Annotated in this window: 25 protein-coding genes; 10 read left to right on the top strand and 15 right to left on the bottom strand. The window is 73.4% G+C overall.

The genetic code is table 11. From position 1 onward, the window contains the following. Positions 1 to 30: 30 nt before the first annotated feature. Positions 31 to 843 carry a DUF2637 domain-containing protein gene (locus KME80_RS11490; RefSeq protein ID WP_219504122.1) on the bottom strand — a complete coding sequence of 271 codons (813 nt, stop codon included), beginning with the start codon at positions 841 to 843 and terminating at the stop codon, positions 31 to 33. A 155-nt stretch (positions 844 to 998) separates the two neighbouring features. Then, complete coding sequence (locus tag KME80_RS11495; RefSeq protein ID WP_246644542.1) at positions 999 to 1,481, bottom strand: VOC family protein; 483 nt, start codon at positions 1,479 to 1,481, stop codon at positions 999 to 1,001. Between the two features lie 188 nt (positions 1,482 to 1,669). On the opposite strand from KME80_RS11495, the gene KME80_RS11500 reads away from it, so the two are divergent. Together KME80_RS11500 and KME80_RS11505 are read left to right on the top strand one after the other, a co-directional pair. Further along, the gene (locus KME80_RS11500; protein ID WP_219504127.1) at positions 1,670 to 2,239 is read left to right on the top strand and encodes an RNA polymerase sigma factor; all 570 of its coding nucleotides are present in this window, start codon (positions 1,670 to 1,672) and stop codon (positions 2,237 to 2,239) included. Further along, complete coding sequence (locus tag KME80_RS11505) at positions 2,226 to 3,095, top strand: CU044_5270 family protein (RefSeq protein ID WP_219504130.1); 870 nt, start codon at positions 2,226 to 2,228, stop codon at positions 3,093 to 3,095. The genes KME80_RS11500 and KME80_RS11505 overlap by 14 nt, the downstream gene beginning before the upstream one ends. A 19-nt stretch (positions 3,096 to 3,114) precedes the next feature. Here the strand turns inward: KME80_RS11505 and KME80_RS11510 are convergent, their stop codons facing one another. From KME80_RS11510 to KME80_RS11520, 3 genes are all read right to left on the bottom strand, one after another. Continuing rightward, complete coding sequence (locus KME80_RS11510; protein ID WP_219504133.1) at positions 3,115 to 6,264, bottom strand: S8 family serine peptidase; 3,150 nt, start codon at positions 6,262 to 6,264, stop codon at positions 3,115 to 3,117. Positions 6,265 to 6,357: 93 nt separating this feature from the next. Further along, positions 6,358 to 8,010 (bottom strand): ABC transporter ATP-binding protein, encoded by a 1,653-nt coding sequence (locus KME80_RS11515; RefSeq protein ID WP_219504136.1) that lies wholly within the window; start codon positions 8,008 to 8,010, stop codon positions 6,358 to 6,360. Next, the gene (locus KME80_RS11520) at positions 8,007 to 9,635 is read right to left on the bottom strand and encodes an ABC transporter ATP-binding protein/permease (protein ID WP_219504138.1); all 1,629 of its coding nucleotides are present in this window, start codon (positions 9,633 to 9,635) and stop codon (positions 8,007 to 8,009) included. The genes KME80_RS11515 and KME80_RS11520 overlap by 4 nt, the downstream gene beginning before the upstream one ends. A 115-nt stretch (positions 9,636 to 9,750) precedes the next feature. Between KME80_RS11520 and KME80_RS11525 the strand changes: the two genes are divergently transcribed. Genes KME80_RS11525 through KME80_RS11540 form a run of 4 tightly spaced genes read left to right on the top strand, consistent with a single transcriptional unit; the run spans position 9,751 to position 13,473 of the window. Next, positions 9,751 to 10,761: an ABC transporter substrate-binding protein gene (locus KME80_RS11525; protein ID WP_219504142.1), complete on the top strand. Its 1,011-nt coding sequence runs from the start codon at positions 9,751 to 9,753 to the stop codon at positions 10,759 to 10,761. Then, complete coding sequence (locus KME80_RS11530) at positions 10,758 to 11,738, top strand: FecCD family ABC transporter permease (protein WP_219504144.1); 981 nt, start codon at positions 10,758 to 10,760, stop codon at positions 11,736 to 11,738. Before KME80_RS11525 ends, KME80_RS11530 begins: the two co-directional genes overlap by 4 nt. Beyond that, positions 11,735 to 12,703, top strand: a complete 969-nt coding sequence (locus tag KME80_RS11535) for a FecCD family ABC transporter permease (protein WP_219504147.1) — start codon at positions 11,735 to 11,737, stop codon at positions 12,701 to 12,703. The genes KME80_RS11530 and KME80_RS11535 overlap by 4 nt, the downstream gene beginning before the upstream one ends. Then, positions 12,700 to 13,473 carry an ABC transporter ATP-binding protein gene (locus KME80_RS11540; protein WP_219504149.1) on the top strand — a complete coding sequence of 258 codons (774 nt, stop codon included), beginning with the start codon at positions 12,700 to 12,702 and terminating at the stop codon, positions 13,471 to 13,473. The genes KME80_RS11535 and KME80_RS11540 overlap by 4 nt, the downstream gene beginning before the upstream one ends. Before the next feature lie 22 nt (positions 13,474 to 13,495). On the opposite strand, the gene KME80_RS11545 is transcribed toward KME80_RS11540, so the two are convergent. Continuing rightward, the gene (locus KME80_RS11545; protein ID WP_219504152.1) at positions 13,496 to 13,846 is read right to left on the bottom strand and encodes an ArsR/SmtB family transcription factor; all 351 of its coding nucleotides are present in this window, start codon (positions 13,844 to 13,846) and stop codon (positions 13,496 to 13,498) included. A 66-nt stretch (positions 13,847 to 13,912) separates the two neighbouring features. On the opposite strand from KME80_RS11545, the gene KME80_RS11550 reads away from it, so the two are divergent. Further along, entirely contained in the window at positions 13,913 to 15,871 is a 1,959-nt protein-coding gene (locus KME80_RS11550) for a heavy metal translocating P-type ATPase (protein WP_372455352.1), read from the top strand. Here KME80_RS11550 and KME80_RS11555 read toward each other — a convergent pair. Continuing rightward, on the bottom strand, positions 15,868 to 17,922 hold the full coding sequence (locus tag KME80_RS11555; RefSeq protein WP_219504154.1) for a M48 family metalloprotease: 2,055 nt from the start codon (positions 17,920 to 17,922) through the stop codon (positions 15,868 to 15,870). The two genes, KME80_RS11550 and KME80_RS11555, sit on opposite strands and share 4 nt — an antisense overlap. Then, a complete protein-coding gene (locus KME80_RS11560; protein WP_219504156.1) occupies positions 17,919 to 18,311 on the bottom strand; it encodes a hypothetical protein in 393 nt (130 codons plus the stop codon). Before KME80_RS11560 ends, KME80_RS11555 begins: the two co-directional genes overlap by 4 nt. Before the next feature lie 246 nt (positions 18,312 to 18,557). Here KME80_RS11560 and KME80_RS11565 point away from each other — a divergent pair, with 246 nt between their 5' ends. Further along, positions 18,558 to 19,265: a sulfotransferase family protein gene (locus KME80_RS11565; RefSeq protein ID WP_246644544.1), complete on the top strand. Its 708-nt coding sequence runs from the start codon at positions 18,558 to 18,560 to the stop codon at positions 19,263 to 19,265. Between the two features lies 1 nt (position 19,266). Here KME80_RS11565 and KME80_RS11570 read toward each other — a convergent pair whose 3' ends face one another. The 3 genes from KME80_RS11570 to KME80_RS11580 are packed head-to-tail and all read right to left on the bottom strand — an operon-like array spanning position 19,267 to position 21,116. Continuing rightward, on the bottom strand, positions 19,267 to 19,875 hold the full coding sequence (locus tag KME80_RS11570; RefSeq protein ID WP_246644554.1) for an NAD(P)H-dependent oxidoreductase: 609 nt from the start codon (positions 19,873 to 19,875) through the stop codon (positions 19,267 to 19,269). Positions 19,876 to 19,911: 36 nt separating this feature from the next. Further along, a complete protein-coding gene (locus KME80_RS11575) occupies positions 19,912 to 20,343 on the bottom strand; it encodes a nucleoside deaminase (protein WP_246644556.1) in 432 nt (143 codons plus the stop codon). Beyond that, positions 20,340 to 21,116 (bottom strand): LLM class flavin-dependent oxidoreductase, encoded by a 777-nt coding sequence (locus KME80_RS11580; RefSeq protein ID WP_308125716.1) that lies wholly within the window; start codon positions 21,114 to 21,116, stop codon positions 20,340 to 20,342. The genes KME80_RS11575 and KME80_RS11580 overlap by 4 nt, the downstream gene beginning before the upstream one ends. A gap of 106 nt (positions 21,117 to 21,222) precedes the next feature. Here KME80_RS11580 and KME80_RS11585 point away from each other — a divergent pair, with 106 nt between their 5' ends. Next, the gene (locus tag KME80_RS11585; RefSeq protein ID WP_219504158.1) at positions 21,223 to 21,669 is read left to right on the top strand and encodes an Lrp/AsnC family transcriptional regulator; all 447 of its coding nucleotides are present in this window, start codon (positions 21,223 to 21,225) and stop codon (positions 21,667 to 21,669) included. Here KME80_RS11585 and KME80_RS11590 read toward each other — a convergent pair. After that, positions 21,645 to 22,130, bottom strand: a complete 486-nt coding sequence (locus KME80_RS11590) for a MarR family winged helix-turn-helix transcriptional regulator (protein ID WP_219504160.1) — start codon at positions 22,128 to 22,130, stop codon at positions 21,645 to 21,647. The two genes, KME80_RS11585 and KME80_RS11590, sit on opposite strands and share 25 nt — an antisense overlap. Positions 22,131 to 22,206: 76 nt before the next feature. After that, positions 22,207 to 23,235 carry a sensor histidine kinase gene (locus KME80_RS11595; protein WP_219504162.1) on the bottom strand — a complete coding sequence of 343 codons (1,029 nt, stop codon included), beginning with the start codon at positions 23,233 to 23,235 and terminating at the stop codon, positions 22,207 to 22,209. Positions 23,236 to 23,356: 121 nt separating this feature from the next. On the opposite strand from KME80_RS11595, the gene KME80_RS11600 reads away from it, so the two are divergent. Then, positions 23,357 to 24,352, top strand: a complete 996-nt coding sequence (locus tag KME80_RS11600; RefSeq protein ID WP_219504164.1) for a hypothetical protein — start codon at positions 23,357 to 23,359, stop codon at positions 24,350 to 24,352. Here the strand turns inward: KME80_RS11600 and KME80_RS11605 are convergent. Together KME80_RS11605 and KME80_RS11610 are read right to left on the bottom strand one after the other, a co-directional pair. Then, positions 24,327 to 25,121: an SGNH/GDSL hydrolase family protein gene (locus KME80_RS11605; RefSeq protein ID WP_219504166.1), complete on the bottom strand. Its 795-nt coding sequence runs from the start codon at positions 25,119 to 25,121 to the stop codon at positions 24,327 to 24,329. The genes KME80_RS11600 and KME80_RS11605 overlap by 26 nt on opposite strands. Then, positions 25,118 to 25,678, bottom strand: coding sequence for a PadR family transcriptional regulator (locus tag KME80_RS11610; protein ID WP_219504167.1), 561 nt, complete (start codon positions 25,676 to 25,678; stop codon positions 25,118 to 25,120). The genes KME80_RS11605 and KME80_RS11610 overlap by 4 nt, the downstream gene beginning before the upstream one ends. Positions 25,679 to 25,689: the final 11 nt, after the last annotated feature.

Consider the following 25,689-nt stretch of genomic DNA (forward strand, 5'->3'; position numbering starts at 1 on the left):
GAGGCGTTCTCGGCGCCGATCCCCGCGGGGCTATGGTCCGACCTGTGCGAGGCGGGCCTGCTGGACGAACGCGCCGTGGTGCACGCCGGACCGTGAGTCGATCGAGTCACAGTGCGGGCGTGCCGGGCTGACCACTGGGGATTGGCGTCGGCGGCCCGTTTCTGCCGTATTCCGGTGGCACCCGATGTTCTGCCTCCTGTCCGGGACAGCTGGGACGGTCGGCCCCGCGCCTGCGGGGGTGGTCCGGCGCATGCTGGGGTGGTCCCCCACTCCGGCGGCAGTGTGCCCGGCCTCACCTCGTTGGCCCGCCCTACATGAGGGTGGTCCCGCTGCGTATTTCCTCGGCTCATAGATTTGAAGTCCGCCCCGCACCCTGCAGGGGCTCGGCATCCGCGCCGTCTGGAGCACTGTGGCGGAAGCGAGTGCCTCTTGGGCGTGCACCAGCTCGCCCGCTGCCCAGCGGATCTGGGACATCAGCAACTCGTAGCTACCGATAAGGGCGGCGCTCGGCCAGGCTGCCATGACTCTGCCGATCACACTCGGCTCCGCGACGGCGACGTTGGCGCCGAGGCTGGCCAGGCTGCCGACCACGAGCAGGGTCCAGGCCAGGGCACCACCGCGGGAACCACATCGGTTGGCCAGCAGTATGGACATCGAAGCGACGACGATCAGCCCGTCGACCGCTAGCGGAATGAGTACCGCCGCGAAACGGTCCTCACCGTGGCGCAGGCAGAGCTCATGCATATGCCTGAAGGAAACAACCGCCGCGACCAGCGCGAGGAAGGCAACGCCGGCGATGGTCGTCCGCTGAATGCGACGAACCGCGAGAGTGCTTGCCGCCATCGCTGTTCACCCCGTCCGATCAGGGAGAACGAGAGTGGTGGAGGCATTGAAGGGCATGTACGTATCGGCGGTGTCCCCCCTCGGACACACGCCTTCGTACATGATCGCCCGAGCTCAGCTTGGGCGATCGCTGCGTTTACGGGCCGGTTCACGGCTCAGGGCGCAGGCCGGTCTCGGTCTCGTTCCTCTGGGCTCGTGCGAGCGGCGCGGGGTGAGACGAAGACGCAGAACGGGTGGCCGGCCGGGTCGGCGTACACGTGGAGCGGCTCCTCGGGGTCGTCGGCGCGGTCCAGCAGCAGCCGGCCGCCGAGGCGCAGGACGCGTTCGTGCTGGGCCAGCAGGTCCTCCACCAAGGTCACGGTCAGGTCCAGGTGCAGCTGCTGGGGGATCCCGTCCTGGGGCCAGGTCGGCTCGGGGAGCCGCTCGACCTGCTGGAAGGCAAGTTGCGGAGCGCCCTCGGGGGTTCGCAGCACCAGCCAGTCGCGGCCCCGTTCGTCGTCGCCGCCCGCCTCGGGCGGGTCGTCGCCCGGCCGGTAGACCAGGCCGAGCAGGTGGCGGTAGAACTCGGCCAGGGCTCTGGCGTCGGTGCAGTCGAGCACCACCTGGCACAACGTGGGCCTGACGTCCTGTCCGGTCAATCGAACGCGCCTCCTCGTGATGTGACGTGTCTTCTGCACCTGCCGCCCCGGTTCAAACGAGCGGCCCACCGCCGGCCGCCCGCGGCGCGGTAGAAGCGGTCGCGGGAAGAAAAGGCGCGGGTGCCGTGAAGGGTGGATGAAAGTAGCGTTCTCCATCCGGAAGGAACACTCATGACAGAGACGGCCACATGACCGCCGATGTGGGCGAGCAGGTGACCGATGCCGATCTCGTCGCAGGCTACCGGCGGAACCCTGAGCTGTTCACCGCCGTATATGACCGGTATTTCCACGACATCTACCGCTACGTAACGGGCCGCCTGGGCAGCCAGGCGGCCGAGGACATCACGGCGGAGACGTTTCTGCTGGCGTTCGACCGGCGTGACCGGTTCAACCTGGAGCGAGGCGGCCTGCGGCCCTGGCTGTTCGGCTTCGCCACGAACCTGGTGGCCCGGCATCGCCACAAGGAGGCCCGGCGCTACAAGGCGCTGGCCCGGCTGGATCCCGCGCCGGTCGTGGAGGGGCACGAGAACCGGGTCGTCGCCGCCGTGACCGCGCAGCCGTACCTGGCCGTGGCGCTCGCCTCGCTGAACGGCGGCGAGCGTGACGTGCTGCTGCTTCTCGCCCTCGGCCAGCTCAGCTACACCGAGATCGCCCAGGCGCTCGGCATTTCCCTCGGCACGGTGGGCTCACGGCTCAGCCGGGCCCGCGCCAAGATCCAGGCCCTCACTGACAAGGAGACCACCCATGAACGACCTTGACGAGATCGCCGCCCTGCTGAGCGGGCCGGAGCCGTCCGCGGCGGCGGTCGCGCGCGGGCGGGAGCGCCTGAGGCGCAGGGCGCGGACGAGCCGGATGCGCCGGCGGGCCGGGTGGTTCGTCCCGGGGATCGCGCTGGTCGCCGCCGGCGCCACGGCGGCGGTGGTGTTCGCGGCGGGAGCGCCCGCGAACGACGGCGCGCCGGTCACGGGCAGGGAGGTGCTGCTCATGGCCGCCGCCACGGCGGAACGCACGCCCCAGGGTTCGGGGACGTACTGGCACGTCAGGCATCAGCGGCTCCAGTCGGACATCCCGCCGATGGAGACCTGGACCAGGCGTGACGGCAAGCGCTGGACCAGGGGGGTGCCGGGGGATCCGCCCGACGCCGTCGTCCCGGCACCGGCCTGGAAGACGCTCCGGCTCAAGGGCGCCGAGATCGGCTTCGAGGAGCTCGAAAGGCTGCCGACGGACCCGGAGCCGCTGAAGGCGTGGATCGCCGCCCGCACGGGCGACGAGAAGGACATGTTCGGCTCCGAGGTCCGGGGCGATCCCACCTTCACCCTGCTCGCGCTGATCACGGGCCTCCCGGCGCCGGCGGAGGTGCGCTCGGCGGCGTTCCGCGCGCTCGCCGCGACGCCGGGGGTGGAGAACGCGGGCCCGGCCGAGGACGGGCAGCGGGTGCGTTTCCCCAGCCCCGACGGCGGCATGGACATCGAGCTGGTCATCGATCCCGGGAAGGCCCGGGTGGTCCGTGCCAACCTGGTCATCGTCGACGACGGCGACCTGTCGTTCAGCTCCGGGTTCATCTCGGTGTCCACCGGGTGGACGGACGAGCTGCCTCCGGTGCGGAAGGGCTGACAGGGCTGAAAGGGGATCGTCAGCCGACGGCGTAGGCGCGGATCACGGTCTGGGTGACGGCGTTGCCCGCCCGATCCTTGACCGTCGCGCGTAGCGAGACGTGCCCGGGGGTCGCGGGGTTGGACAGCCGGGCCGTCCAGCCCGACCGGGTCACCCGGACAGGCGCCGGTCGCCACGTCTTCCCGTCGTCGGCGGACGCCTCCAGCCTGACGGACGAGACGGCCGCCCCTCGGGCGCCGGGGGCCCGCTCGACCCGGATCGGCAGGGTGGTCCGTGACCCCGGCTCAGCGCGGTTGGCGTCGTCGAGACCCTGCGGCGCGTAGCGCACGGCCATCAGCGGCAGGGGCTCGGGCTCGGCCGTCCGGGCGGAGCGGAAGGTCCAGACGGCCTCGACGCCCGTGGACAGCGCCGCTTCCGGCCGCCGGGAGGAGGCGGTCAGCGTGTAGGCGGTGTCCGCCTCAGGCACCGTGGCCGTGAGCGTGCATTCCTCGCTCCGGTAGGGGAGGCAGCCGGTGATGCCGGTCGTGGCGATCCGCTTCCCGTTCGCGGTCAGGGTGAGGGCGCCGGTCGCGGCCGCGTCCATGCCGGTACGGCCGGCGGCTCCGCTGCTGTACAGGCCGACGGCGGGGAAGTCCAGCGTGTCGCCGGTACGGCTGCCGCCCGGCGAGGCGAACGACGGGCCGGTCACCGCGGCGTTCCAGACCTGGGTGAAGTCCTTGTCACGCACCGGGCCGGTGCCGACCTCCGTCAGAGTGCCCGTGCTGAACTCCTCGTTCCACGCGAATCCCGGGGTGAGGTACCGCGTCCGGCTGCCCGGTTGCGGGATGTCCCACGTGCTCGCCCCTCCCCCGACGTCGCTGCCGGGCAGCACCGGCCCCGAGTGCAGCGCGCCCGTGGCGCCCGGCGCGGCCGAGCGGAACGTCTCGGTCGCCTTGACCATGTCCCGGGTCCGCGCGGCGTACCCGGGGTCGTCAGGGAAGCCGTCCGTACGGTGGTCCACGAGGTCATAGCGGTACGGGCTGAACGCCGTGTCCTTCTTGACCCAGGCGACATGGGCCAGGTAGGCGAGGCCCGGCTGCCGCACCGGGACGACGTAGTAGCCGCCGGCGTAGTTGTAGGCGAACATCGCGGCCTTCCAGGGGCCGTTGACCAGGGAAAGGCCGAACGTGGGGTCGGGGACGGCGGTGGGGTCGTCGACCGTGAACGCGAACCGCTTCGCCTGGCGGCCGTCGATCGTCAGCGACACGTCGGCGTCGTCGATCTCGAACGGCTGGTGCGCGAACGTCAGGCTGTGTTCCGCCCTGCCGAAGACGGTGGTGGAGACGTTCCAGCGTCCCTTCGGCAGCCTGATCCTGGCCACGTTCCCGTGGAAGACGAGGCTGCGCTGCGCGCCGGTCTCCTGGTCGTAGACGACTCCCCGGATCCCGTCGGCGGCGGCCCCGTCCCTGCCCAGGACGGTCACCGTGGCGTCGTAGGACTCCGGCTCCACGTAGGCGCCGGCCGGGGTGCGGATCACCGTGTCACCGGCCGTGGCGGTGACGATGCCCGGATGGTCGCCGGGGCTCCTGCCTCCGGCGTCGATCGTCACCGTGACCGACGCCTCCCCGCCCGCTGGCACCTCCAGGCGCTGCGGCGACAGCGTGAGCACGTCCGAGTCGGCGGCGAGGTCCAGGGTGACGGGCGTGCTCCCGGTGTTGGCGTACGTGATCTTCCCGGTGGCCTGCCGCTCGCCCGGGTGCTGCCAGGGGAACACGGCCCACACGCCGGTGGGCGTGGCGAGCACCTCCTGGGCCAGCGAGCGGGGCACGTCCACCCGCCCGGTGCCCTGCTGGTACGGCGTGGCGCCACCGGTCGGCCTGGCGCTGCCGACGAGCGCCGCCTTGAGCTGCTGCCCGCTCCAGCCGGGGTGGCGCTGGGCGAGGACGGCCGCCGCGCCCACCACGTGCGGGGTGGCCATCGACGTGCCGCTCTTGGCCACATGGGTACCGTCGGCGGTGCCCGTCGCGGCGGCGGCCACGATGTCCACGCCGGGGGCGGTGACGTCCGGCTTGACCGCGTGGTCGCCGACGCGCGGGCCCGTGCTGGAGAAGTCGGCCACCTGGTCGGCGTGGTCGACCGCGCCGACGGTCAGCGCGGCGTCCGCGCTGCCGGGGGAGTACAGGGTGCCGACGCCCTGGTCACCCTCGTTGCCCGAGGCCACCACGAACAGGGTGCCCGTGTCGCGCGACAGCGTGTTCACCGCCTCCTCGACCGGGTCGAGGCCGGGTTCGTCGGGGCTGCCGAAGCTCATGTTGACGACCTTGGCCTTGACCTCCGTGGCGGCCCACTCCATCCCGGCCAGGATCGCGGAGTCGGTGATCCCGGCGGCTCCGCCCACCTTGCCGAGGGCGATGCGGGCTCCCGGCGCCACGCCTCGGTACTTCTCCCCTGCTCCGGCGATGATCGAGGCGACGTGGGTGCCGTGTCCGAGACGGTCCTCGATGCCGGGCTCGTCGGAGAAGTTCCGTGACTGGGTGACCACGTCCTTCAGGTCCGGATGCGTGGGGTCGTACCCGCTGTCGAGCACGGCGACCGTGACGCCCTGCCCGGTCAGGCCCTGCCGCCACGCCTCGGTCGCGCCGATCTGCTCGGTGCTGCGGTCCAGGGTGTACGAGCGCCGGCCGTCGACCCAGATCCTGCTCTTGCCCTCGGCCAGGGTGGACGCCCCGGCGAGCAGGCCCCGCCACGCCTCGGCGGCGCTCTTCTTGGCCACCCGCTGCGCCGTCATGCCCAGGCTGTTCAGCCGCCGGGTCGCCGCGGCGGCGCCCTTCAGCGCGGGCGCCGTTCCCTCGGGCGACCGGGTGATCAGCGGGATGTCGGCCGTGTCCGCGTCGCCGTAGCGCCAGGCGAGCAGCTGGGTGACGTCGAACAGCCGCTCGTCCAGCACCCCCTGGTCGATCAGGGGCGCGGCGTCGGACGGGATCACGTACAGGTGCCCGTCGCGGTACCCGGACGTGAAGTGCACCTCCCGCTCCGCGCCCGGCTCCACCCGGAACCTCTTGCCCGTGACCACGACCCGGTCGCCGGTCAGCAGCGTCACGCTGCCCGCCGCGTCCAAGCTCGCATGCCCGGCCGCGGCGGCCGCCGGTGTCGCGCCCGCGCTCAGCGTGCCTGCCAGGACCGCTGCCACGAGTTTCTTGCCTGATGTCATTGACCCTCGCAAGATGAGAAATCGATTCGCTTTCCTCCCCTGTTCCTTCGAAGGTCGTTTCTTCTTCCACGGCTATCGGGCGAACAGCTGGGACAGCCTCTCGCTGAGCTGGTCGTAGGGGCCTTCGGCGGCGACGCGTCCCTCCTCCAGCAGCACGATGTGGTCGGCTTCCCGGATGGTGGAGAGCCGGTGGGCGATGACGAGCGTGGCCCGGCCCGCGGCGGCTCGCCGGAGCGCCTCGGTGAGGCGGGCCTCGTTCTCGGGGTCGAGGTTGGCCACCGCCTCGTCCAGGACGAGCACCGGGGCCCGCGTGGCCAGCGCCCGGGCGACCGCCACCCGGGCGCGCTGGCCGCCGGAGAGCGTGACGCCCCGTTCCCCGACGGGAAGCTCCGGGTCGATGGCGAGCTGCGCGGTGCGCAGCGCCCCGGCCACGTCGGCGTCGGGCGCGCCGAGTCGCACGTTCTGCCCGACCGTGCCGGCGAACAGGTGCACGTCCTGGGGCACCACCGTGACGTGCCGGTGCGGCTCGGCGATGTTCGGCAGGGGCACGCCGCCGACCAGGATGCGCCCGTCGTCCGGGTCCCAGTGGCGCAGCAGCAGTGACACGCAGGTGGACTTGCCCGCCCCCGACGCGCCGACCAGGGCGACGGTCGTGCCGTACGGGATGCGGAACGACACTCCGCGCAGCACGTCGGGCCCCTCGGGCGTGTAGCGGAACCGTACGTTCTCGAAGACCACGTCCGGGCGGGCGGCGACCTCGCGCGGCTCCTGCGGCGGGGGCACGTTGGCGGGTGCGGTGACCAGCGTGTGCACCCGGTCGGCGGCCGCGCGCAGCGTGCCGTACTCCTTGAGCAGCAGCGCCACCTGGGCGGCCGGGCCCAGCGAGCTGGCGGCGAGGATCATGGCGAGCGGGGCGTCGGCGGGGGTCCGGATGACGGTGACGACCAGGAGCAGCGTCCCCGCCGCCGCGACGGCGAGGAGCAGGTCGGTGAGCGCCGCCTCCAGCCCGCCGCGGGCCGCGTTCGCCGCCTGGGCGCGGGCCAGCCGGCGGGTCTTGCGGGCCAGCAGGTCCCTGCGGCGGTCGAGCGCGCGGAAGGCGGTGAGCTCGCGCATGCCCTGGACGGTGTCGACCACGTCGGACGTCAGCTCGGCGGTGGCGGCCCGCAGTTCGTCGCCGTGCCGGCGGGAGGTCTTGCGCAGCCACAGCGGCACGGCGAGCACGCACGCGGCCAGCGGGAGCGAGACGGCCAGGAGCAGGGGGTCGATCATCGCCGCGGCCACGGTCCCGGCCGTCAGCACCGTGCCCGCCGTGATGAGCTGCGCCAGGGTGTGCGCGAACAGCCATTCCAGGGTCTCGATGTCGGACAGCGCGGCGGCGGACAGGTCGCCGCTGCGGCGGCCCAGCAGGCGGGCGGGGGTGATCCTGGCGACCGCGTCGTACACCTGACCCCGGAGCCTGGCCAGCACCAGGTACGCCAGGTCGTGCGCGACGTAGGTCTCCCACCAGGCGGCCAGTGTGGCGACCACGACGAGCCCGCCGAGCACGGCGCCGGCCAGGCCGAGGGGCGCGCTCTGGCCGGCGATCGCCCGGCCGGCCAGCCAGGCGCCGGTCACGGCCGCGCCGAGCACGGCGAGCTGCCCGATCAGGTTCGCGGCCAGGGTGGAGAGGAAGGCCCGGCGGTGCGCGCCGACGGCGCCCGCGAGCCAGCGGATGGACGGGGTCATGCCACGCTCTCCAGGATGGTGCCGTTCTCCAGGGTGACCACGTGGTCGGCCTGCCGGATGGTGTCGGGACGGTGGGCGATCATCAGGCAGGTGCGGCCCTCGCGCACCTGCGCCAGGGCCTGCTCGGTACGCGCGTCCACGTGTGAGGTGGCCTCGTCGAGCACCAGGACCGGGGCGTCGGCCAGCAGGGCCCGCGCGATGGACAGGCGCTGCCGCTGCCCGCCCGACAGCGTCGCCCCGCGCTCCCCCAGCGGCGTGTCGTAGCCGGCGGGCAGTTCGGTGATGAAGTCGTGGGCGGCGGCCGTCCTGGCGGCGGCGACCAGTTCCTCGTCGGTGGCGTCGGGCCTGGCCAGGCGCAGGTTCTCGGCCACGGTGCCGTGGAAGAGGTACGTGTCCTGCGCCACGACGGCGACGCCGCCGCGCAGCGCGTCGAGGGTGAGGTCGCGTACGTCGACCCCGCCGATGCTGATCCGCCCCTGGTCGGGGTCGTGGTGCCGCTGGAGCAGGGCGGCCAGCGTGCTCTTGCCCGCGCCGGAAGGGCCGACCAGGGCGACGGTCCGACCCGGCTCGACGGTGAGGCCGACGCCGTGGACGGCGGGGCGCCCGGCGCCCGGATAGGTGAACGTGACGTCCTCGAACGTGACGGCGGGCGGCGCGGGGAAGTCCCGCCGCGTCCCCCGGTCCTCGACGGCCGGGGAGGCGGCCAGCAGCGCCTCGATGCCGTCAACCGCCGTTATCCCGAGATATCCGGCGTGCCAGGCGTCGGAGAGGTTCCTCACCGGCCGGAAGCACTCGACGGCGATCACCAGCACCGCGAACACCTCCCACGCGCTGCCCGAGGCCGTCGCGGCGAGGACGGCCGCAGCCGTGCCCGCCTGCACGAAGAACGCGCTGATCCCGGTCTCCACGAGGGAGATCCTGAGCTGGCGCATGGTGGTCAGGTAGAGGTCGTGGGCCCGCCCGGCCAGCCGTGCCCCCAGGGCGGCGACCGCCCCGAACGCCCGCAGCGTCGCCATGCCCTGCATCGCCTCCAGGTAGTCCGAGGCCAGCGCGGCGAACGCGGCCCACCGGCCACGCCCCCGGCGCAGCAGGGTCGCGTCCCAGAACCTGGGCACGACCAGGACCCCGGCCACGGCGACGGCCAGGACCGCGGCGGCCGCCGCGTCGACCGTGAACAGCCAGCCGACCAGCGCCACCGGTACGCAGAAGGTGACCACGACCTGCGGAAGGTAGCGGCTGAAGTACGGGTCGAGCCCTTCCACGCCGTCGACCAGCGTGGTCTGCACGTTCCCGGTGCGGGCGCCGGACAGGTGCGCGGGACCCAGCCTGCCCAGGTGGACGATGAGCCGGTCGCGCAGCCTGGCCTTGATCAGCCCGCCCGCCCACACGGTCACCGCCTCCCTGGCCCACAGGAGTGCCGCCCGCGCCGCGATCACCGCGAAGGTCCAGGCCAGCAGGCCCACCGCGGCCGGAACGTCCCCGCGTACGAGGGCTGCCAGAGCGGCGGTGAGGAGGACCGCCTGGGTCACGTACGCGGCGCTGACCGCCAGGCCGAGGGCCACGCAGGCCGCGATCGGCCCTCTCACGCTGCCGGCCAGCTGCAGCAGCCGGCGATGAACGATCACGCGCTGTCCTTCCGGGTCCCTGAGGCACGTTGTGCCGACTTGATGGGAAGCGAGCGTAAATGATAACTATTTTCATCGTCTAGAGACGACAATGATTTTCACTCCTGGAGGTTCCATGCGCCGCGGCGCTTTCTCCCTCGGCCGGCATCGCGCCCGGCCCGCGCTGAGGCGCTCACTCCTCGCCCTGATCCCGCTCGTCCTGGTGGCGTCCTGCGGTCAGAGCGACCCCCGTCCAGGCGCCACGGCGTCCCCCAAGGCCACCGCCACCGCCGCCCCGGTCGCCCCCGTCAGCGCCGCGCTGACCGTCACCGACCCGCACGGCGGGACGTTCACGCTGAAGAAGAAGCCCGAGCGCGTCGTGTGCCTGACCGGGCTGTGCGACGACGCCCTGGTCGAGCTGGGCCTGACCCCCGTGGCCACGACCACGCCCGCCCTGCTCTCCCGCTCTGACTACCTGGGCGCGAAGGGCGCCGGCGTCCCCGTCATCCCCGGCAGCTTCGGCGGCGAGGACGTCGCGAAGATCGCCGAGGCGAAGCCGGACCTGGTGATCGGCCTGGCCGGGGTGCACGACCAGCTCAGGACCGCCGTGGAGAAGTTCGCGCCGCTGTGGGTGGTCCAGGTGAAGTCGTACGACGACTCCATCGGCTACCTGCGCGCGCTCGCCCAGCTCACCGACCGCGGGCGGCAGCAGGCCGAGGCCGAGAGCCGCTTCCGCGCCAAGCTCACCGAGGGAGCCGCCCGGGCCAAGGCGGCGGGGCTGGACCGGACGCCGGTCCTGGCGATGTACGGGGGCACCTCGGTAGGCGTCAACACCACCGAGGACGTACTGGGGCATTTCTTGTCGCAGTTCTTCGCCTACCCCTGGCCCAGCAAGGGCGGCGGCTTCGAGACCGCGCAGGCCTACAGCATCGAGGAGATCCTGGCCAAGGCCCCTCAGGTCATCTTCATCCAGTCGTTCGGCACCAAGGTCAGCGACCACTACAAGGACAACCCGGTGTGGAAGCGCGTTCCCGCCGTGTCGGCAGGCAGGGTGTTCGAGGTGCCGACCGAGCTGTGGGCGTCCGGCCGGGGCACCAGGGCGTTCGGCATCATCCTCGACGAGGCGCTCGCCAAGGCCGCCGGGTGAGCGCTGCGCTCGGCGGACGCCCGGCGATCGTCACCGGGCTCGGCCTCGCCGTCGCGGCGCTGGCCGGCCTCTGCCTGGGCACGCCGTTCGTGGCCCCGCAGGACCTGCTCACGACGTCCCCGGAGTCGATCGCGCACCTCGTGGTCTGGGAGCTGCGCGTGCCCCGCGTGCTGATCGGCCTGGTGGGCGGCGCGGCGATCGGCGCCGCCGGGCTCCTGCTCCAGGAGTCGCTGCGGAACCCGCTCGCCGTGCCCGAGATGCTCGGCGTCTCGACCGGGGCCGCGCTGGCGGTCAGCGTGTGCGTGATCTGGGCGCTGCCCGTGCCGCCGTCGCTGTACCCGCTGGCGGGCCTGCTCGGCGCCGCGCTCGGCGGGCTCGTCACGCTGGCCGCGGCCAGGTCGGGCCGCAGCGCGGGCGGCGTCCTGCTGATCGGCGCGGCGGTGTCGACCGGCATCCAGGCGCTGCTGCTGGCCGTGATGGCCACCGCCGACCGGCTCCAGTACGACATGCTCTTCCGCTATCTCGTCGGCAGCCTGTCCGGCCTGATGTGGGAGCAGACCTCGGAGACGCTGCCGTGGTTCGCCGTCGCGCTCCCCCTCGTCGTGCTGTGCGTGCCCGCGCTCGGCCTGCTGCGCCTCGGTGACGACGCGGCCGCCTCGCTCGGCAGCCGGGTCGGCCTCGCCCGGCTCGGGGTGCTCGCGGTGTCGACCCTGCTGATCGGGGCGGTGACGGGGCCGTGCGGCCCGATCGCCTGGGTCGGGTTCCTGGCACCGGTGCTGGCCAGGCGGTTGCGCCCGCACGCGGGAGCCCGGGGCTGGCTCCCGTGGTCGGCCGCGCTCGGGGCGCTGATCACCTTGACGGCCGACCTGGCCGCGCGGCTGGCGTTCGACCCGGTGGAGACTCCGCTCGGGGCGTGGACGGCGCTGGCCGGCGTGCTGGCCGGAGCCGCCCTGCTGCGCAGGCGGGCGGCCTCATGACGACGAGGCCCGCGCGGGTCGTCGTGGCGGCGGCCCTGCTGCTGGTGGTCGCGGCCACGCACCTGCTCGTCTCCGGCCAGCCGCCCGGCGCGATCTCCGGCCTGCTCGACGGGGCCGCCGACAGCCAGGCCGAGAAGATCGTGTGGGAGCTCGGCGTGCCGAGGCTGCTCACCGCCCTGCTCACCGGCGCCGCCCTGGGCGTCGCCGGGTACGTGCTCCAGGCGACGCTGCGCAACGCGCTGGCCGCGCCCGAGTTCTCCGGCGTGAACCCCGGCGCGGTGCTCGGCATCCTCGGCGGGCTCACGCTCGGCCTGTTCCCCGCCGACTCCGCCGCGGGGGCGCTGCTCGCCGCCCTGGCCGGAGGCGCGCTGGGCGGCGGGCTCACCTGGCTGCTGTCGGCGGGCCGCGACCCGGCCAACCTGGTGGTGCACGGCCTGCTCGGCAGTGCGCTGCTGGCCGGGCTGACCACGATGCTGCTGGCCTACCAGCCGAGCAGGTTCGGCAACGCGCTGCGCTGGCTGATCGGCTCGGTCGAGGGACGGGTGTGGGAGCACCTGGCCTTCGCCTCCTGGTGGATCGCCGGGGGCGTCGCCGTGGCGTGGGCCTGCTCGGGCATGCTGGCCGTCCTGTCACCCGGTGACGACCACGCTGCCTCGCTCGGCCTGCGTCCCGGCCTCGGCCGGGCGGTCGCGCTCACTGTGGCCATCGCCCTGACCGCCGGCGCGGCCGCCCTGTCGGGGGCGATCGCGTTCGTCGGCCTGGCCGCCCCGCACGTCGCGCGCAGGCTGGGCGGGCGCGTCCCCACCGTCGCCGTCGTCGGCGCCGTCGCCCTCGCGGGCGCCGACAGCCTCGCCCAGCTCGCCGGGCACCTCCTCGACGGCACGCACCGGCTCGGCGTCCCGACCGGCGTGATCACCGCCCTGGCCGGCGCCGCCGTCCTGATCAGACTGGGAAGATCGCAATGAGCATCAAGGTCGAGGACCTGCACTTCTCGTACGCCACCCGCCCCGTCCTGACCGGCGTCGACCTCACCGTCGAGCCCGGCGAGTTCGTGGCCCTGGTCGGCGTCAACGGCTGCGGCAAGAGCACGCTGCTGCGCCTGATCGCGGGCCTGGTCAAGCCGTCGTCCGGCCGCATCCTGCTCGGCGGCGCGGAGCTGACGTCGCTGTCGCGCCGGCAGGTGGCCCAGCGGCTCGCGGTGCTGCACCAGAGCCTGCCGCCCGTGCCCGCGCTGACCGTCCGCCAACTCGTCCGCCAAGGCCGCTACCCCCACCAGGGGCCGCTCGGCCTGCTGCGGGAGTCGGACTCCATGGACGAGGCGCTGGAGCTGGCCGGGGTCGCCCACCTCGCCGACCGCGTCCTCGACACGCTGTCCGGCGGCGAACGCCAGCGCGTCCGGCTGGCGCTCGCCGTGGCCCAGGACACCGGCATCCTGCTCCTGGACGAGCCGACCGCCCATCTGGACATCCGCCATCAGCTGGAGGTCCTCGAACTCGTCCGCACCCTGCGCGAGATCCGCGGGCTCACCGTCGTGACCGTCCTGCACGAGCTGGACCATGCGGCCCGCTTCGCCGAACGCGTCGTCGCGCTCCACGAGGGCCGGGTCCACGCCGACGGCGAGCCGGCACACGTGATCACGCCGGAGCTCCTGGCCGACGTGTTCGGCGTGGCCGGGCGGGTGGTCACGGACGAGCTGCACGGCTCGCCCCGCTGCCTGCTCGACGCCGCCCTCTGACCGCCGCCCTGGCCGGGGTCCGCTACTCCTCGCGTACCAGCTCGTGGTCCTCGCCGCGGTCGATGCGGTCGGCGTGGTAGAGGCCCTGGGCGAGCAGGCGGCGTACGTGCTCGTCGGCGGCGGTGTAGTAGACGAACGTGCCTTCCCTGCGTCCCTTGACCAGGCCGGCCAGGCGGAGCTTGGCCAGGTGCTGGCTGACGGCGGTGGGGGCGGCGTCGGCGAGCTCGGCCAGGCAGGCGACCGACGACTCGCCCTGGAGGAGCGCCCACAGGATCTTGATGCGGGTGGGGTCCGACAGCAGCCGGAACGACTCGGCCGCCAGGTGCACCTGCTCTTCGGACGGCATGTCGAAGCCGGACAGCGACGTGTGCATGGTCTCAGCCTAGCCACAGCCCGCCCTGCTTGCCTGCCTGCGTATATACGCATATACGATGGCGCGGTGATTACCGATCTGAGCGCCGCCCAGGCCGCCGCCCCCGCCCCCGGGCATCGGCGCGCCACGCCGTGGAGCGCCGGCATGTGGACGCTGCCGGAAGTGCGCTGGGCCGCCGTCGCCGTCGCGCTGTTCGCCGCCGGCGGCCTCTGCCAGTTGGCCGGGGCGCCCCCGTGGCTGTGGTGGACCCTGTACCTGACCTGCTACGCCGCCGGCGGCTGGGAGCCCGGGCTGGCGGGGCTGCGGGCGTTGCGCGAGCCCCGGCTGGACGTGGACCTGCTCATGGTCGCCGCGGCGATCGGCGCCGCCGCGATCGGGCAGGTCTTCGACGGCGCGCTGCTCATCGTCATCTTCGCCACCTCCGGCGCGCTCGAGGCGGTCGCCACCAAGCGCACCGAGGACTCCGTACGCAGCCTGCTCGACCTGGCCCCCACCACGGCCAGCCGCCTCACCGAGGAAGGCGGCGAGGAGACCGTCCCCACCGAGCGGCTCGCGATCGGCGACGTGATCCTGATCCGGCCCGGCGAGCGCGTCGGCGCCGACGGGCGCGTGCTCGACGGGGCCGGCGAGGTCGACCAGGCCACCATCACCGGAGAACCGCTGCCCGTGACCAAGCAGGCGGGGGACGAGGTGTTCGCCGGCACCCTCAACGGCAGCGGCGCCCTGCGCGTACGGGTCGAACGGGACCCGGCGGACTCGGTGATCGCCCGGATCGTGGCCCTGGTGGAAGAGGCGTCGAGGACCAAGGCGCCGACCCAGCTGTTCATCGAGAAGGTCGAACAGCGCTACTCCATCGGCATGGTCATCGCCACGGTGGCGCTGTTCGCGCTGCCGCTCGTGTTCGGCGCCGACCTGGAGCCGACCCTGCTGCGCGCGATGACGTTCATGATCGTCGCGTCGCCGTGCGCGGTCGTGCTGGCGACCATGCCGCCGCTGCTGTCGGCGATCGCCAACGCCGGGCGGCACGGCGTACTGATCAAGTCCGCGGTCGTCATGGAACGCCTGGGCCAGGTCGACGCCGTCGCGCTGGACAAGACCGGCACCCTCACCGAAGGCGCCCCGCAGGTCGCCGACATCCGCCCGGTCGCCGGCCTGTCCGCCGACGAGGTGCTCGCCCTGGCCGCCGCGGCCGAACACCCCAGCGAACACCCCCTCGGCCGCGCCGTCACCGACGGCGCCCGCGAACGCGGCCTCGACGTGGCGAGAGCCGAGAACTTCGCCTCCACCCCCGGCCTCGGCGTGACCGCCACGGTGGGCGGCGCCGAGATCACGGTCGGCAGCCCCGACCGCCTGCCGCACGGGCCGGGCGTGCCGGACACCGCCGACCTGAGAGCCCAGGGCCGCACCACCGTCCTGGTCACCCGCGACGGCGAGCCGATCGGGGTGCTCGGCATCACCGACCGCCTCCGGCCCGACGCCGTCGCTACCGTCGCCTCACTCACCGCGCTCACCGGCAGCGCCCCCGTCCTGGTCACCGGCGACAACGCCCGCGCGGCCGCCCACGTGGCCGGCCAGGTCGGCATCACCGACGTACGCGCCGGGCTGCTCCCCCAGGACAAGGTCGGCGTCGTACGTCAGTTGCAGGACACCGGCCGCAAGGTGCTCGTCGTCGGCGACGGCGTCAACGACGCTCCCGCGCTGGCCGCCGCCCACAGCGGCATCGCCATGGGCCGCGCCGGATCGGACCTCGCCCTGGAGACCGCCGACGCCGTGGTGGTACGGGACGAGCTCGCCGCCATCCCCGCCGCGGTGGCCCTCTCCCGCCAGGCCAGGCGCCTCATCGTCCAGAACCTGGTCATCGCCGGAGCCTTCATCACCGGCCTGGTCATCTGGGACCTCACGGGCGACCTGCCGCTGCCGCTCGGGGTGGCCGGACACGAGGGCTCGACCGTCATCGTCGGCCTCAACGGGCTGCGCCTGCTCCGCGAACAGGCCTGGCTCCAGGCACGGGCCGGTCGGGGCTAGCCAGGCGTTTCCGCCACGGGCACGGCTGCGGCCGCGGCCGGTTCGCCGCGGACGGGCAGGAGGCGGGTCAGCAGGGCCGTGGCCAGGCCGGCGATCAGGGCGGCCTCCAGCATGCGCTCCAGGATGAGCATGTGGATCGTCCACGGGAGCGCCGTCCGCAAGGGGAGCACCACCAGCTCCAGCACGAGGGCGTGGACCACCGCGCCGGCCAGCCCGGCCAGCATGCCCTTCGCGACCGGGGACGTCCGGGACAGCCCGGCCGCGACGGCGGCGAGAGCGGCGGCGAACGCGGCTCCGACGGCAAGGTGGTCCGACAGGGTGGTGCCGGGCCGCTGGAAGACATAGGCGTTGACCGTGCCCGACACCAGCACCGTGATCAGGGCCGCGGCGGCTGCGGAGCCCACGGCCAGGGCGACGCGGCCGGTGCGGCGGGGCGCCGGCGGCCGGGGCTCGCCGAGTGTGGTGAAGCGCACCGCCATCGGGACCAGCATGAGCAGGACGACGGCGACCAGGAGCAGGGCGCCCGTGGACAGCCGGCTGTCCAGCGTGATCTGCGCGCTGATCAGCACATGGGCCAGCGGGTCGGAGACGGCCGGATAGTCCTGGACGTGCGCGATGATGATGTCGCTCTGGACGCGGTAGAACGTGCGCGCGGTCAGCGTCACCACGGCCGCGATGAGCAGCAGCGGAGCCAGCGCCGACCGCAGGTCGCGCACCCTCGGCGCCCACACCCGCGCCACCCACCGCACCCAGACCCCCAGCAGCAGGCCCGCCACCGCCAGCAGCACCAGCCCGGCGAGCTGCACCGACACGGGGAACGGGGCCAGTGCGTGGTCCGTCATCCTGCTGGGGGCGAGAAGCCAGCCACCGGCCAGCCCCACGGCCAGGCCGAGCGGCACGTGCACGGCATCGCTCGGCGCCTCCACGGCCCGTAACGCCCGCAGCCCCAGCACGACGGCCAGCAGCAGGGCGAACACCTCCGCAGGCCACGGCAGCGTGTTGGTGCGTCCCAGCGCGGTGAACGACGCGGCGGGGTCCATGGTGAGGGAGAAGCAGCCGCCCAGGGCCACCGGGAAGACGAAGCCCTGGCGTACCAGCGGTCCCGGCTCGTCCAGGGCGGCGCGGCGTACGGCGAGATGGGGGTGGGTGCGCACCCGCAGCGACACCGGCCACCGGCGCGGGGCCGGCGCGTCCTCGAACAGGCGGCGCAGCGGCGTCGCGTCCTCCTGCCACGACAGCACGCGGGCGTCGGCCATCAGCTCACGCGACTGCAGCACCGCCGAGCGGGTCAGCCACGACAGCACCGCCAGCCCGATGATCTGGGCGGCGAACAGCCACGACAGCACCACGCTCGAGCCGAACGGCATCTCCAGAGGCCGCAGGAACGGCGCGTGCCCCGACAGCACCCCGATCACGGCGGCGAGCAGGCCCGGTACGAGGATCACCGCGGCGTACGACCGCCACATCGCCAGCGTCACGGCCGTGATGCCCAGGTCCCTGTTGCGCACGTGCGCCAGCTCGTGCAGCACCACCGCGCGGAACAGCGGCCGGTCGCGCTCGTACAGCATCCAGGTGCCCCGGCTGATCACGGCGTAACTGCGCCCGGCCCGGCCGAACGCCAGCCCGGCCACCGCGGGGTTGAGCACGTCGAGCAGGAAGACGACCCGCCGTCCGCCGAGCACCTCCTGCGCCATCCGCGCCAGCTCGTCGTGGACCTCGCCGGCGACCGGGCGCAGCCGACGGCGGCGGATCCGCCAGGCCGGGCCGAACCAGTACTGCAGCCCGGTGAGCAGGACGAGCGTCGCGAAACAGAGCAACGTGCCCAGCCGGAGATCCTGGTCGGCGGCCCGGCCCAGCACCTCGCACGCAGGGTCGTCCCGGCCCTTCAGCGCCGCCAGCAGGCACGCCTCCCTGACCTTCGGCGGGACCGGCGAGCCGTGCGTCGACAGCCGGTCGAACACCCCCGGCCGGTAGATCGCGGTCGTCGCGAACGCCAGGCTGATCAGCAGGACGAACGCGGACGCGGTGGCCGACGGGACGCGGCCGGTCATGAGGGCTTGCGAGCGAGCTCACTCACCACCGCATCGGCCAGGGCGTCGGCCTGGGCCTCCGACATGCCCATCCGGCGCGCCTTCCGGTAGGCGACCTTCCGGATCTCGGTCAGCCGGGCCGGCGGCAGCGGCGGCGGGCCCTCGGTCAGCTCCTTCGGGCGGCGGCGCAACCGGCCGATCAGCCGGCCGGTCCACGAGCCGACGTCCTTGCCCACGTCCATGAGCACCGTGGTCACGACGCCGGAGACGATCGCCGTCACCAGCATCTCGTCCACCCCCGGCAGCCCGAACCCGAGTGGCTCCCGGTGGGATCTCGCCCTGTTGCCGCCGCCGAGCGCGTCCCAGGTCTGATCGAACAGCGGCAATTCGGCAGGCGCGATTCTCGTCACGACTCGGCGGCTGAGATCCTTGGCGAACACATCGGACACCTGGGCCTCCAACGCGGGATTCTGTTTTCAGAAATATAGGCAGCGCCGAGGCCGGCTGTCTGTAATTCATCATGCATCGGAACAGCGACACCATAGACATTTCGCTCGCGAAATCGCCGGGCCGCGGGTATTGGTTTTGGGGGATTGCCAGGTTCGGGATTGCACCACCATGATCGGGACCAGCCGACACCTCATGGAGGAAGCAGCATGCTGACCGTGATCGGCGCGGGGTTCCCGCGCACCGGTACGAGTTCGATGAAGGCGGCACTGGAGCGGCTCGGGTTCGGGCCGTGCCATCACATGTTCGACGTGGGGTCGAACTCCGACCGGGCCAAGCGGTGGGCGCCTCTGGCCAGCCACGACACGGTCCCGGACTGGGAGTACGTGCTGGAGGGGTTCCGGTCGTCGGTGGACTGGCCGGCCTCGTTCTTCTGGCGGGAGCTGGCGGAGGCGTACCCGGAGGCCAAGGTGGTTCTCACGGTCCGCGACCCGCAGTCCTGGTTCGCGAGCATGCGGACGCTCATCGACAACGGGCCGGCGCGTTTACAGAGCGAGAAGCTGGCGCCCGAGATGGCCGGTCTCGTGGAGAACATGATGACCACGCGCCCGCTGCTCGAGCGGATGATCCGGGAGGGGCTGGGCAGTGACAGCCCCTTCGGCGTGGTCCCGGACGAGAAGGAGACCATCGCGGCGTTCGAGCGGCACATCGTCACGGTGCGGGAGAGCCTGCCGGCGGAGCGGCTGCTGGTGTTCGACGTGCGGGAGGGGTGGGAGCCGCTCTGCCGGTTCCTGGGCGTGGACGTCCCTGAGGGGGAGCCGTTCCCGCACCTGAACGACAGCAAGATGATGGAGGAGTCCATCGAGCGGCTGATGAAGGGCGAGAAGGTCGGGCTGCCGTTCCACCCTGTGGAGTGAGCTAGGCGTCGAGCAGGGCGGCGGCGAGCTCGCGGGCTTCGCGCAGCCAGGCGTCCCGCTGCGGTCCGTCGGAGCCGGTCACCGTGCGGAAGACCTTGCGGCGTACGTCCACGACGCCGACGTAGGGCAGCACGCAGGCTGCCCAGATGCGCTCCAGCGGGTCGCCGAACTCGTCGCGTTCGCGGTCGGCCGGGGTGTCGGAGGTGTTGAGCACCAGTGCCCGCCCGGCCTTGAGCAGCCCGGCGGGTTCGCCGTCGGCGGTGCCGAGCTTGTAGGCGACGCCGGGGACGAGGACGCGCTGCACCCATCCGGCCAGTATCGCGGGCGGCATGCCCCACCAGTTGGGGTGCACGAACACCACGGCGTCCAGTTCGGCGACCTCGGTCCGGTGGGCCTGGACGAGGTCGTCGGCGGACGGGGCGCCGTCAGTCACGGTCTCGGTCTCGGCGGCGGCCAGCGCCGGGGCGAAGCCCTCCGCGTAGAGGTCGTGCGCGCGGACGTCGGCGCCCCGTCCGCGCAGTTCGTCCACGACGGCGTCGAAGAGGGCGCCGTTGAAGCTGTCGGGCCTCGGGTGGGCGAGGTAGACGCCGATGCGCATGCGCGAACCCATTCAGATGTGGCTATTGGAGGGAAAAGTCTCCCACAGCTAGGGCCGGTAGTAGCTCTCGATGGGGACGCGGGCCGCCTCGAACAGCGCCGGGCCGTCCTGCTGGACCTCCGGCCAGCCCGAGCCGGGGTTGAGCTCGGCGAGCTGTTCGGTGGACAGCGCGTAGACGACGCGGCCCAGCCCGGAGCGGACGATGCCGCCGGTGCACATGCCGCAGGGCTGGCAGCTCGTGTACATGGTGGTGCGGGCTGCGGTGTCGGCGTCGAGCTCGCGGGCGGCCCAGCGGGCGAGCTTGAGCTCCGGGTGGGCGCTGATGTCGTTGTCGCGCCGCACGGTGTTGTGGGCCTCGACCAGGATCTCGCCGCCGGGCCCCGCGAGCAGGGAGCCGTAGGGGGCGTCGCCCAGGGTGACGGCGTGGGCCGCGAGGTCGATGGCGCGGCGCAGCAGCTTCTCGTCGGCGGCGGTGATCATGTGCGGTTCCTCCAGTGGGTGGCGACGGCGGTGAGCGCCCGCCACGCCGGCTGCGGGCTGCGGGTCTCCTCGGGGTCGCCGTGGTACGGGTCGAGCACGACGCTGGTGGCGCCGAGCTGCCGGAGCCGGTCGAGGTCGTCGAGGATCTGTTCCAGCGTGCCGACGCCGGCGAGGCGTTCCGGGTCGTCGACGGGCGTGGTCGTCAGCCGCAGGGCGATGCGGGGGACGAAGCCCGGCAGGGTGTGCCCGGCCACGACCGAGGCCATCCAGGGCATGGTGCCGCGCAGCGGGTGCCAGGGGTGGCCGTTCTTGACGGCCCGCCGGATGCCCACCTCGCTGTTGCCGCCGACCCAGAGGGTGTGCCCGGCGTCGCGCAGCGTGGCCAGGTAGTCGTCGGTCAGCCTGCCGCGTTCGGCGAAGGGCACGCCGAGCGCCTCGAACTCCTGCCGCGCCCAGCCGACGCCCACGCCGAGCACGAGCCTGCCCCCGCTGAGCTGGTTCAGGTTGGTGGCCATCCGCGACACCAGGAGCGGATGCCGGTAGGGCAGGATGAGCACGGTGGTGCCCAGCTTGACCGTGGTGGTGAGCCCGGCCAGCCAGGACAGCGTGGTGAACGGCTCGTAGAACGGCTCCGGGTAGCGCACGGCGACGTCCGGGGTGATCGTCACGTGGTCGGACATCATGAGGAGGTCGAAGCCGAGCCCTTCCACGATGCGCGCCCATTCGCGCAGCACGCCCGGATCGGTGCCAGGCCCGAAGTTCGGTACGTTCACCCCAAGTTCCATAAAAATGAGGCTATAGCGGTCACCAGCGCCATTGGAACCGACTTCTCCCGGCTATTCACCCCTAAGCCCGGGAATTTACCGATAGATTCTCCATATGGCCGCGAAGCTTGACGAGGTCGACTGGGCGATCATCACCCAGCTCCAGCAGGAAGCCCGCATCTCACTGAGCGAGCTGGGCCGGCGCGTCAACCTCAGCCCGTCGGCCACCACCGAACGGGTGCGCCAGCTTGAGGCGCAGGGCGTCATCACCGGCTATCACGCCGCGGTCGACCTGGACAAGGTCGGCTACCCGGTGCTCGCCCTGGTCCGGCTGAAGTATCCGGGCAACCGCCACCAGCCCCTGCGCCAGTTGCTTGCCGACCGGCGCGAGATCCTGGAGTGCCTGCGCACGACCGGCGACGACTGCTACACGCTCAAGGTGGCCGCGACCTCCATGAGCCACCTGGAGGCGCTCATGGACGAGCTGGCCGGCCTCGGCAGCACGACCACGAGCATCGTCTACAGCCGGCCCCTGCCCTACCGCGGCCCCGACCGCCCCTGACCGAGCAGGTCGCCCAGGGACGCGAGAGCGGAGGCCAGGCCGGGGTCGGCCCCGCCGGCCTCCGCCAGCGCGGCGCTCAGCGTCTCCTCGTAGGTGCGGCTCGCCTCGGCGTGACGCACCCGGCCGCTCTCGGTGATGACCGTGTAGACGCCGCGCTTGTCGTCGGGGCACAGGTCCCGGTACGTGAACTCCGCCGCGTTCAGCCGGGCGACCAGCCGCGTCACGGAGCTCTGGTTGAGCCCGAGCTTGTCGGCGAGCTCCTGCATGCGCAGTTCGCTGTCGGGCGCGGCGGCCAGGTGGCCGAGCGCGCGATACTCCGACAGGCCGATGCCGTGCCGCCGCTGCAACGCGGTGCCGAGCCTGGCCTCCACCCGGGCGTGCAGCAGCAGCAGATGGTTCCAGGTCGCGGCGAGCTCCGCCACCGACGGGTCCGCTGGGGCGTTGGGGGCTGCGGGTGTCATCGACCCCTCCTTGTGCTGGTTTCTCGGCCGCTGGACAGAAATATACATGCACATACATAATTCTGGCCAGCCCGGGCTACAGCGGCAGCCACGCGGTCAGTGACCACCCGTCCGGCACGGCCCGCGAGACCAGCTCGCCGCCCTGCGCCTCGACCAGCGCGGCCAGCCCCGGCAGGCCCGCCCCGCCGGTCCGCCCGCTCCGCGACGGCGTCACGCCGTCGTTGGTCATCGTGATCTCCAACCGCCCGTCCGCCACGCTCACGTCCAGGTCGACGCGCCCCGCCCGCGCGGCGTGCCGCCGCACGTTGGTGAGGCCCTCGACCACGATCCGGTACGCCAGCGCCGCGCTGCCGGCCGGGACCTGGAGCGCCGGGTCCATGCGCAGGCGGACCCGGGCGGGACCGGCGGCCGAGAAGCGCTCGGCCGCCTCGCGGATGTCCTTCAGGCCGCCGGCGGAGGTCGCGGGCCGGTCGTGGTGCAGCATGTCGAGCGTGCGATCCAGCATCGACAGGGCGCGCTGCCCCGCAGCCTCGACGCGTTCGAGCGCCCGTGCCGGGTCGCCCGTCACCCTGCCCGCCTGGGCGTGGGCCACCATCTCGCTGATGTCGTGGGCGAGGAAGTCGTGCAGGTCCCCGGCCAGCCGCAGCCGGAGCGCGGTGCGGGTGTCGTCGAGGGCGCGGCGCTGCCGTACGCCGAGAAGGCGCAGGTAGCCGCCCAGACCGGCGGCGAGGAGCGCGCCCAGCCCCCAGAACGCGCACGCGCCCACCGCCTCCAGCGGCGAGGCCGGCTGGAGGAAGCGCAGCAGCCAGGTGGCCGCGGCCAGGCCCGCCGCGGGGGCCGCCACCGCGGCGCGGCGGGCGGGCGCGTCCCGGACGATCAGCCCGGCCAGCACCATGAACGCCAGGCTCTCGGCCATCCCAAGGGCGGCGGCGGGCTGCTCGGACGGCACGACGCCGTACAGCTGGGCCAGCGTGACGGCCAGCGAGACCACCGCCGCCACGCACGTCAGCTCCGGCAGCCGCGCGGCGAGCGGCGTCCGCGACAGCGCCACCAGCGCCACGGGGAGCAGCAGCGACGCCGACACGGCGATCCACAGGAGAGTCACCGCACCGACGATACGGCCGCCGGGAGACCCGGCCGCAGGTGCCGTTCGGCACGGGCGCGGGTGGCCGAGGGTGCCGAACGGCATCTGGTCCGCGCCGTCGCCGCGCCGCGACGCTGAACACATGAAATCCTTCACTCCTGCCTCGCGCGCCCATGCGACGGCGCTGTGGGCGCTCGGCTATGGCGGGCTCGGCGCGGCGTGGGCGCTCGGGCTGCCCGGCTACCCGTGGGGCGCCTCCGATCCCGACCCCGACGGGGCGCTGTCCCTCCTGGCCGGGACGACACCCCGGTTCGGGTGGTGGATCGCCGCGTTCGCCCTGCTCACCGCGGTGACGGCGGTGGCTCTCACTCGCCGGGGCGATCGGCGGGCGCCGCTGCTCCTGGCCTGGCCGATCGCCGCGATCCTGGTCCTGGTGATCCCCGACTCGCGCCTGATGATGGGCGTCGCGTACACGCCGCTGCTGCTGGTCGCCCCCGTCTTCGGCTGGAGCCTGGGCGGCGCCACCTTCGCCGACGCCTGGCCGTGGCCGGTGCTCAACCAGCTCGTCTGCGTGCTCGGCGGGCTGCTGCTGGCCGCCGCGGCGCTCGCGTACGGCCGTGACCGAGGGCGGGCGCGCTGGTTCACGCCCGAGCGGGGGCGCACGGCGGTGTACGTGGCCGTGGCCGTGCCTCTCGTGTACTGCGCCACCCGGTGGGCGTGGGCGCTGGGCATCCCGCTCGGCGTGAGCCCGGAGTTCCTGGCCGAGGGCGAGGACGGGCTGTGGCTGGCGGGAGCCTACCTGGCGACGTTCGGCGCGCTCGGCGGCGTGCTCACACTCGGGCTGACCCAGCGCTGGGGGGAGATCTTCCCCAGATGGATCCCCGGGCTGCGCGGCAGGCGGGTGCCGCCCCTGCTGGCGGTCATCCCCGCCGGATTCGTCTCGATCATCGTGACCGTGGCGGGGCTGTCCTACGTCCGGTGGACGGTCGCGGGCCGGTTCGCGCTGGAGGAGTGGGGCGCCTGGCTGCCGGAGTGCTTCTGGCCGGTCTGGGGCGCCGCCCTGGCCACCGCCACCGTCTCCTACCACCTGCGGCGGCGCGACGGCACGCGGCTCAGGACGGGCGAGCCGGCGGCGTAGGCGTCGCCCAGGGCAGGAGTTCGGGGCGTTTGGCGGTGCGGCCGTCGCCGGAGGACCTGCCGCGCAGGCGGCGGCCGATCCACGGGCCCGCGAACGTGGCCAGCCAGCGCGCCTCCGCCGCCGCGACCCGCAACGGGCCCGGCGCGGGCAGGGCGGGCAGGGGCCGCATCCAGGCGTCGTCGCTGCCGGGCAGCCCCAGCGTGTGGGCCATGGCTGCGGCGATGCGGGCGTGGCCGGCCGGGCTGGCGTGCAGGCGGTCGACGCACCACATGCGGGCGTCCGTGACGAACTCCAGCGGGAACGTGTCGACCACCGCGACCCCGTGCCGGGCGGCGGCCTCGCGGATGCGGGCGTTGAGGTCGAGCACGCGGGGCCGGAACCGCCTGGCCATCGGCGCGATCTTGCCGATGTCGGGGAAGGTCACGGTGACCACGTGCGCGCCCGCCCCGGTGAGCGCGGCGAACATCGCCTCCAGGTCGGCCACCACCCGGCCGGCCTCGAAGCCGGGCCGGATGAGGTCGTTCATGCCCGCCATGACCGTGGCCAGGTCGGGGCGGAGCGCCAGCGCGACGGGTAGCTGCTCGGCGCGGATCTGCCCGGCCAGCCGGCCCCGGACGGCGAGGTTGGCGTAGTGGAGCCCGGGTTCGGCGGCGGCCAGGTGCTCGGCGAGGCGGTCGGCCCAGCCCCGGTGACCGTTGACGTCGTCGCCGTCGCCGAGGCCCTCGGTCTGGCTGTCGCCGAGCGCGACGTAGCGCGTGTAGGTGGTCATGGCGTCTCCACTCGTGCGGCCAGGGTCAGCGCGGTGTCGCGGCACCAGTCGCGCATCTCGCGTTCGAAACGGCAGCCGGCCAGGCCGGACAGGTAGGGGCCGATGTGCTCGCCCTCGCGCAGGAACGTCTCCTCGTCCAGGTCGCCGCGCAGGCCGGCCAGGAGCTGCTCGAAGATCTCCAGCTTGGCCACGGCCTCCCGCTCCCGCTCGCGGAGCTGCTCGATCAGCGGGGCCCGGTCGAGCAGGTCCGCGGCGTGCACCTTGACGACCAGCTCGTCGCGGAGCAGCAGGGGCTTGGCCGGCCGGGCGGCGAAGGCGGCCAGCTCGGCGAGCCCGGCCTCGGTGACCTTGAAGACGCGCTTGTTGGGGCGGCCGGTCTGGACGACCTCACGGCCGGTGACCAGGCCGTCGGCCTCCAGCTTGGCCAGCTCGGCGTAGAGCTGCTGCGGGGCGGCGTACCAGAAGTTGGAGACGCCGATGTCGAAGATCTTGGTGAGCTGGTAGCCGCTGTATTCGCCGTCGAGCAGCGCCGCCAGCACCGCGTGTCGGAGCGCCACGGCTCAGCCGT

The sequence above is a fragment of the Nonomuraea ceibae genome (assembly GCF_019396325.1).
GTDB lineage: Bacteria > Actinomycetota > Actinomycetes > Streptosporangiales > Streptosporangiaceae > Nonomuraea > Nonomuraea ceibae.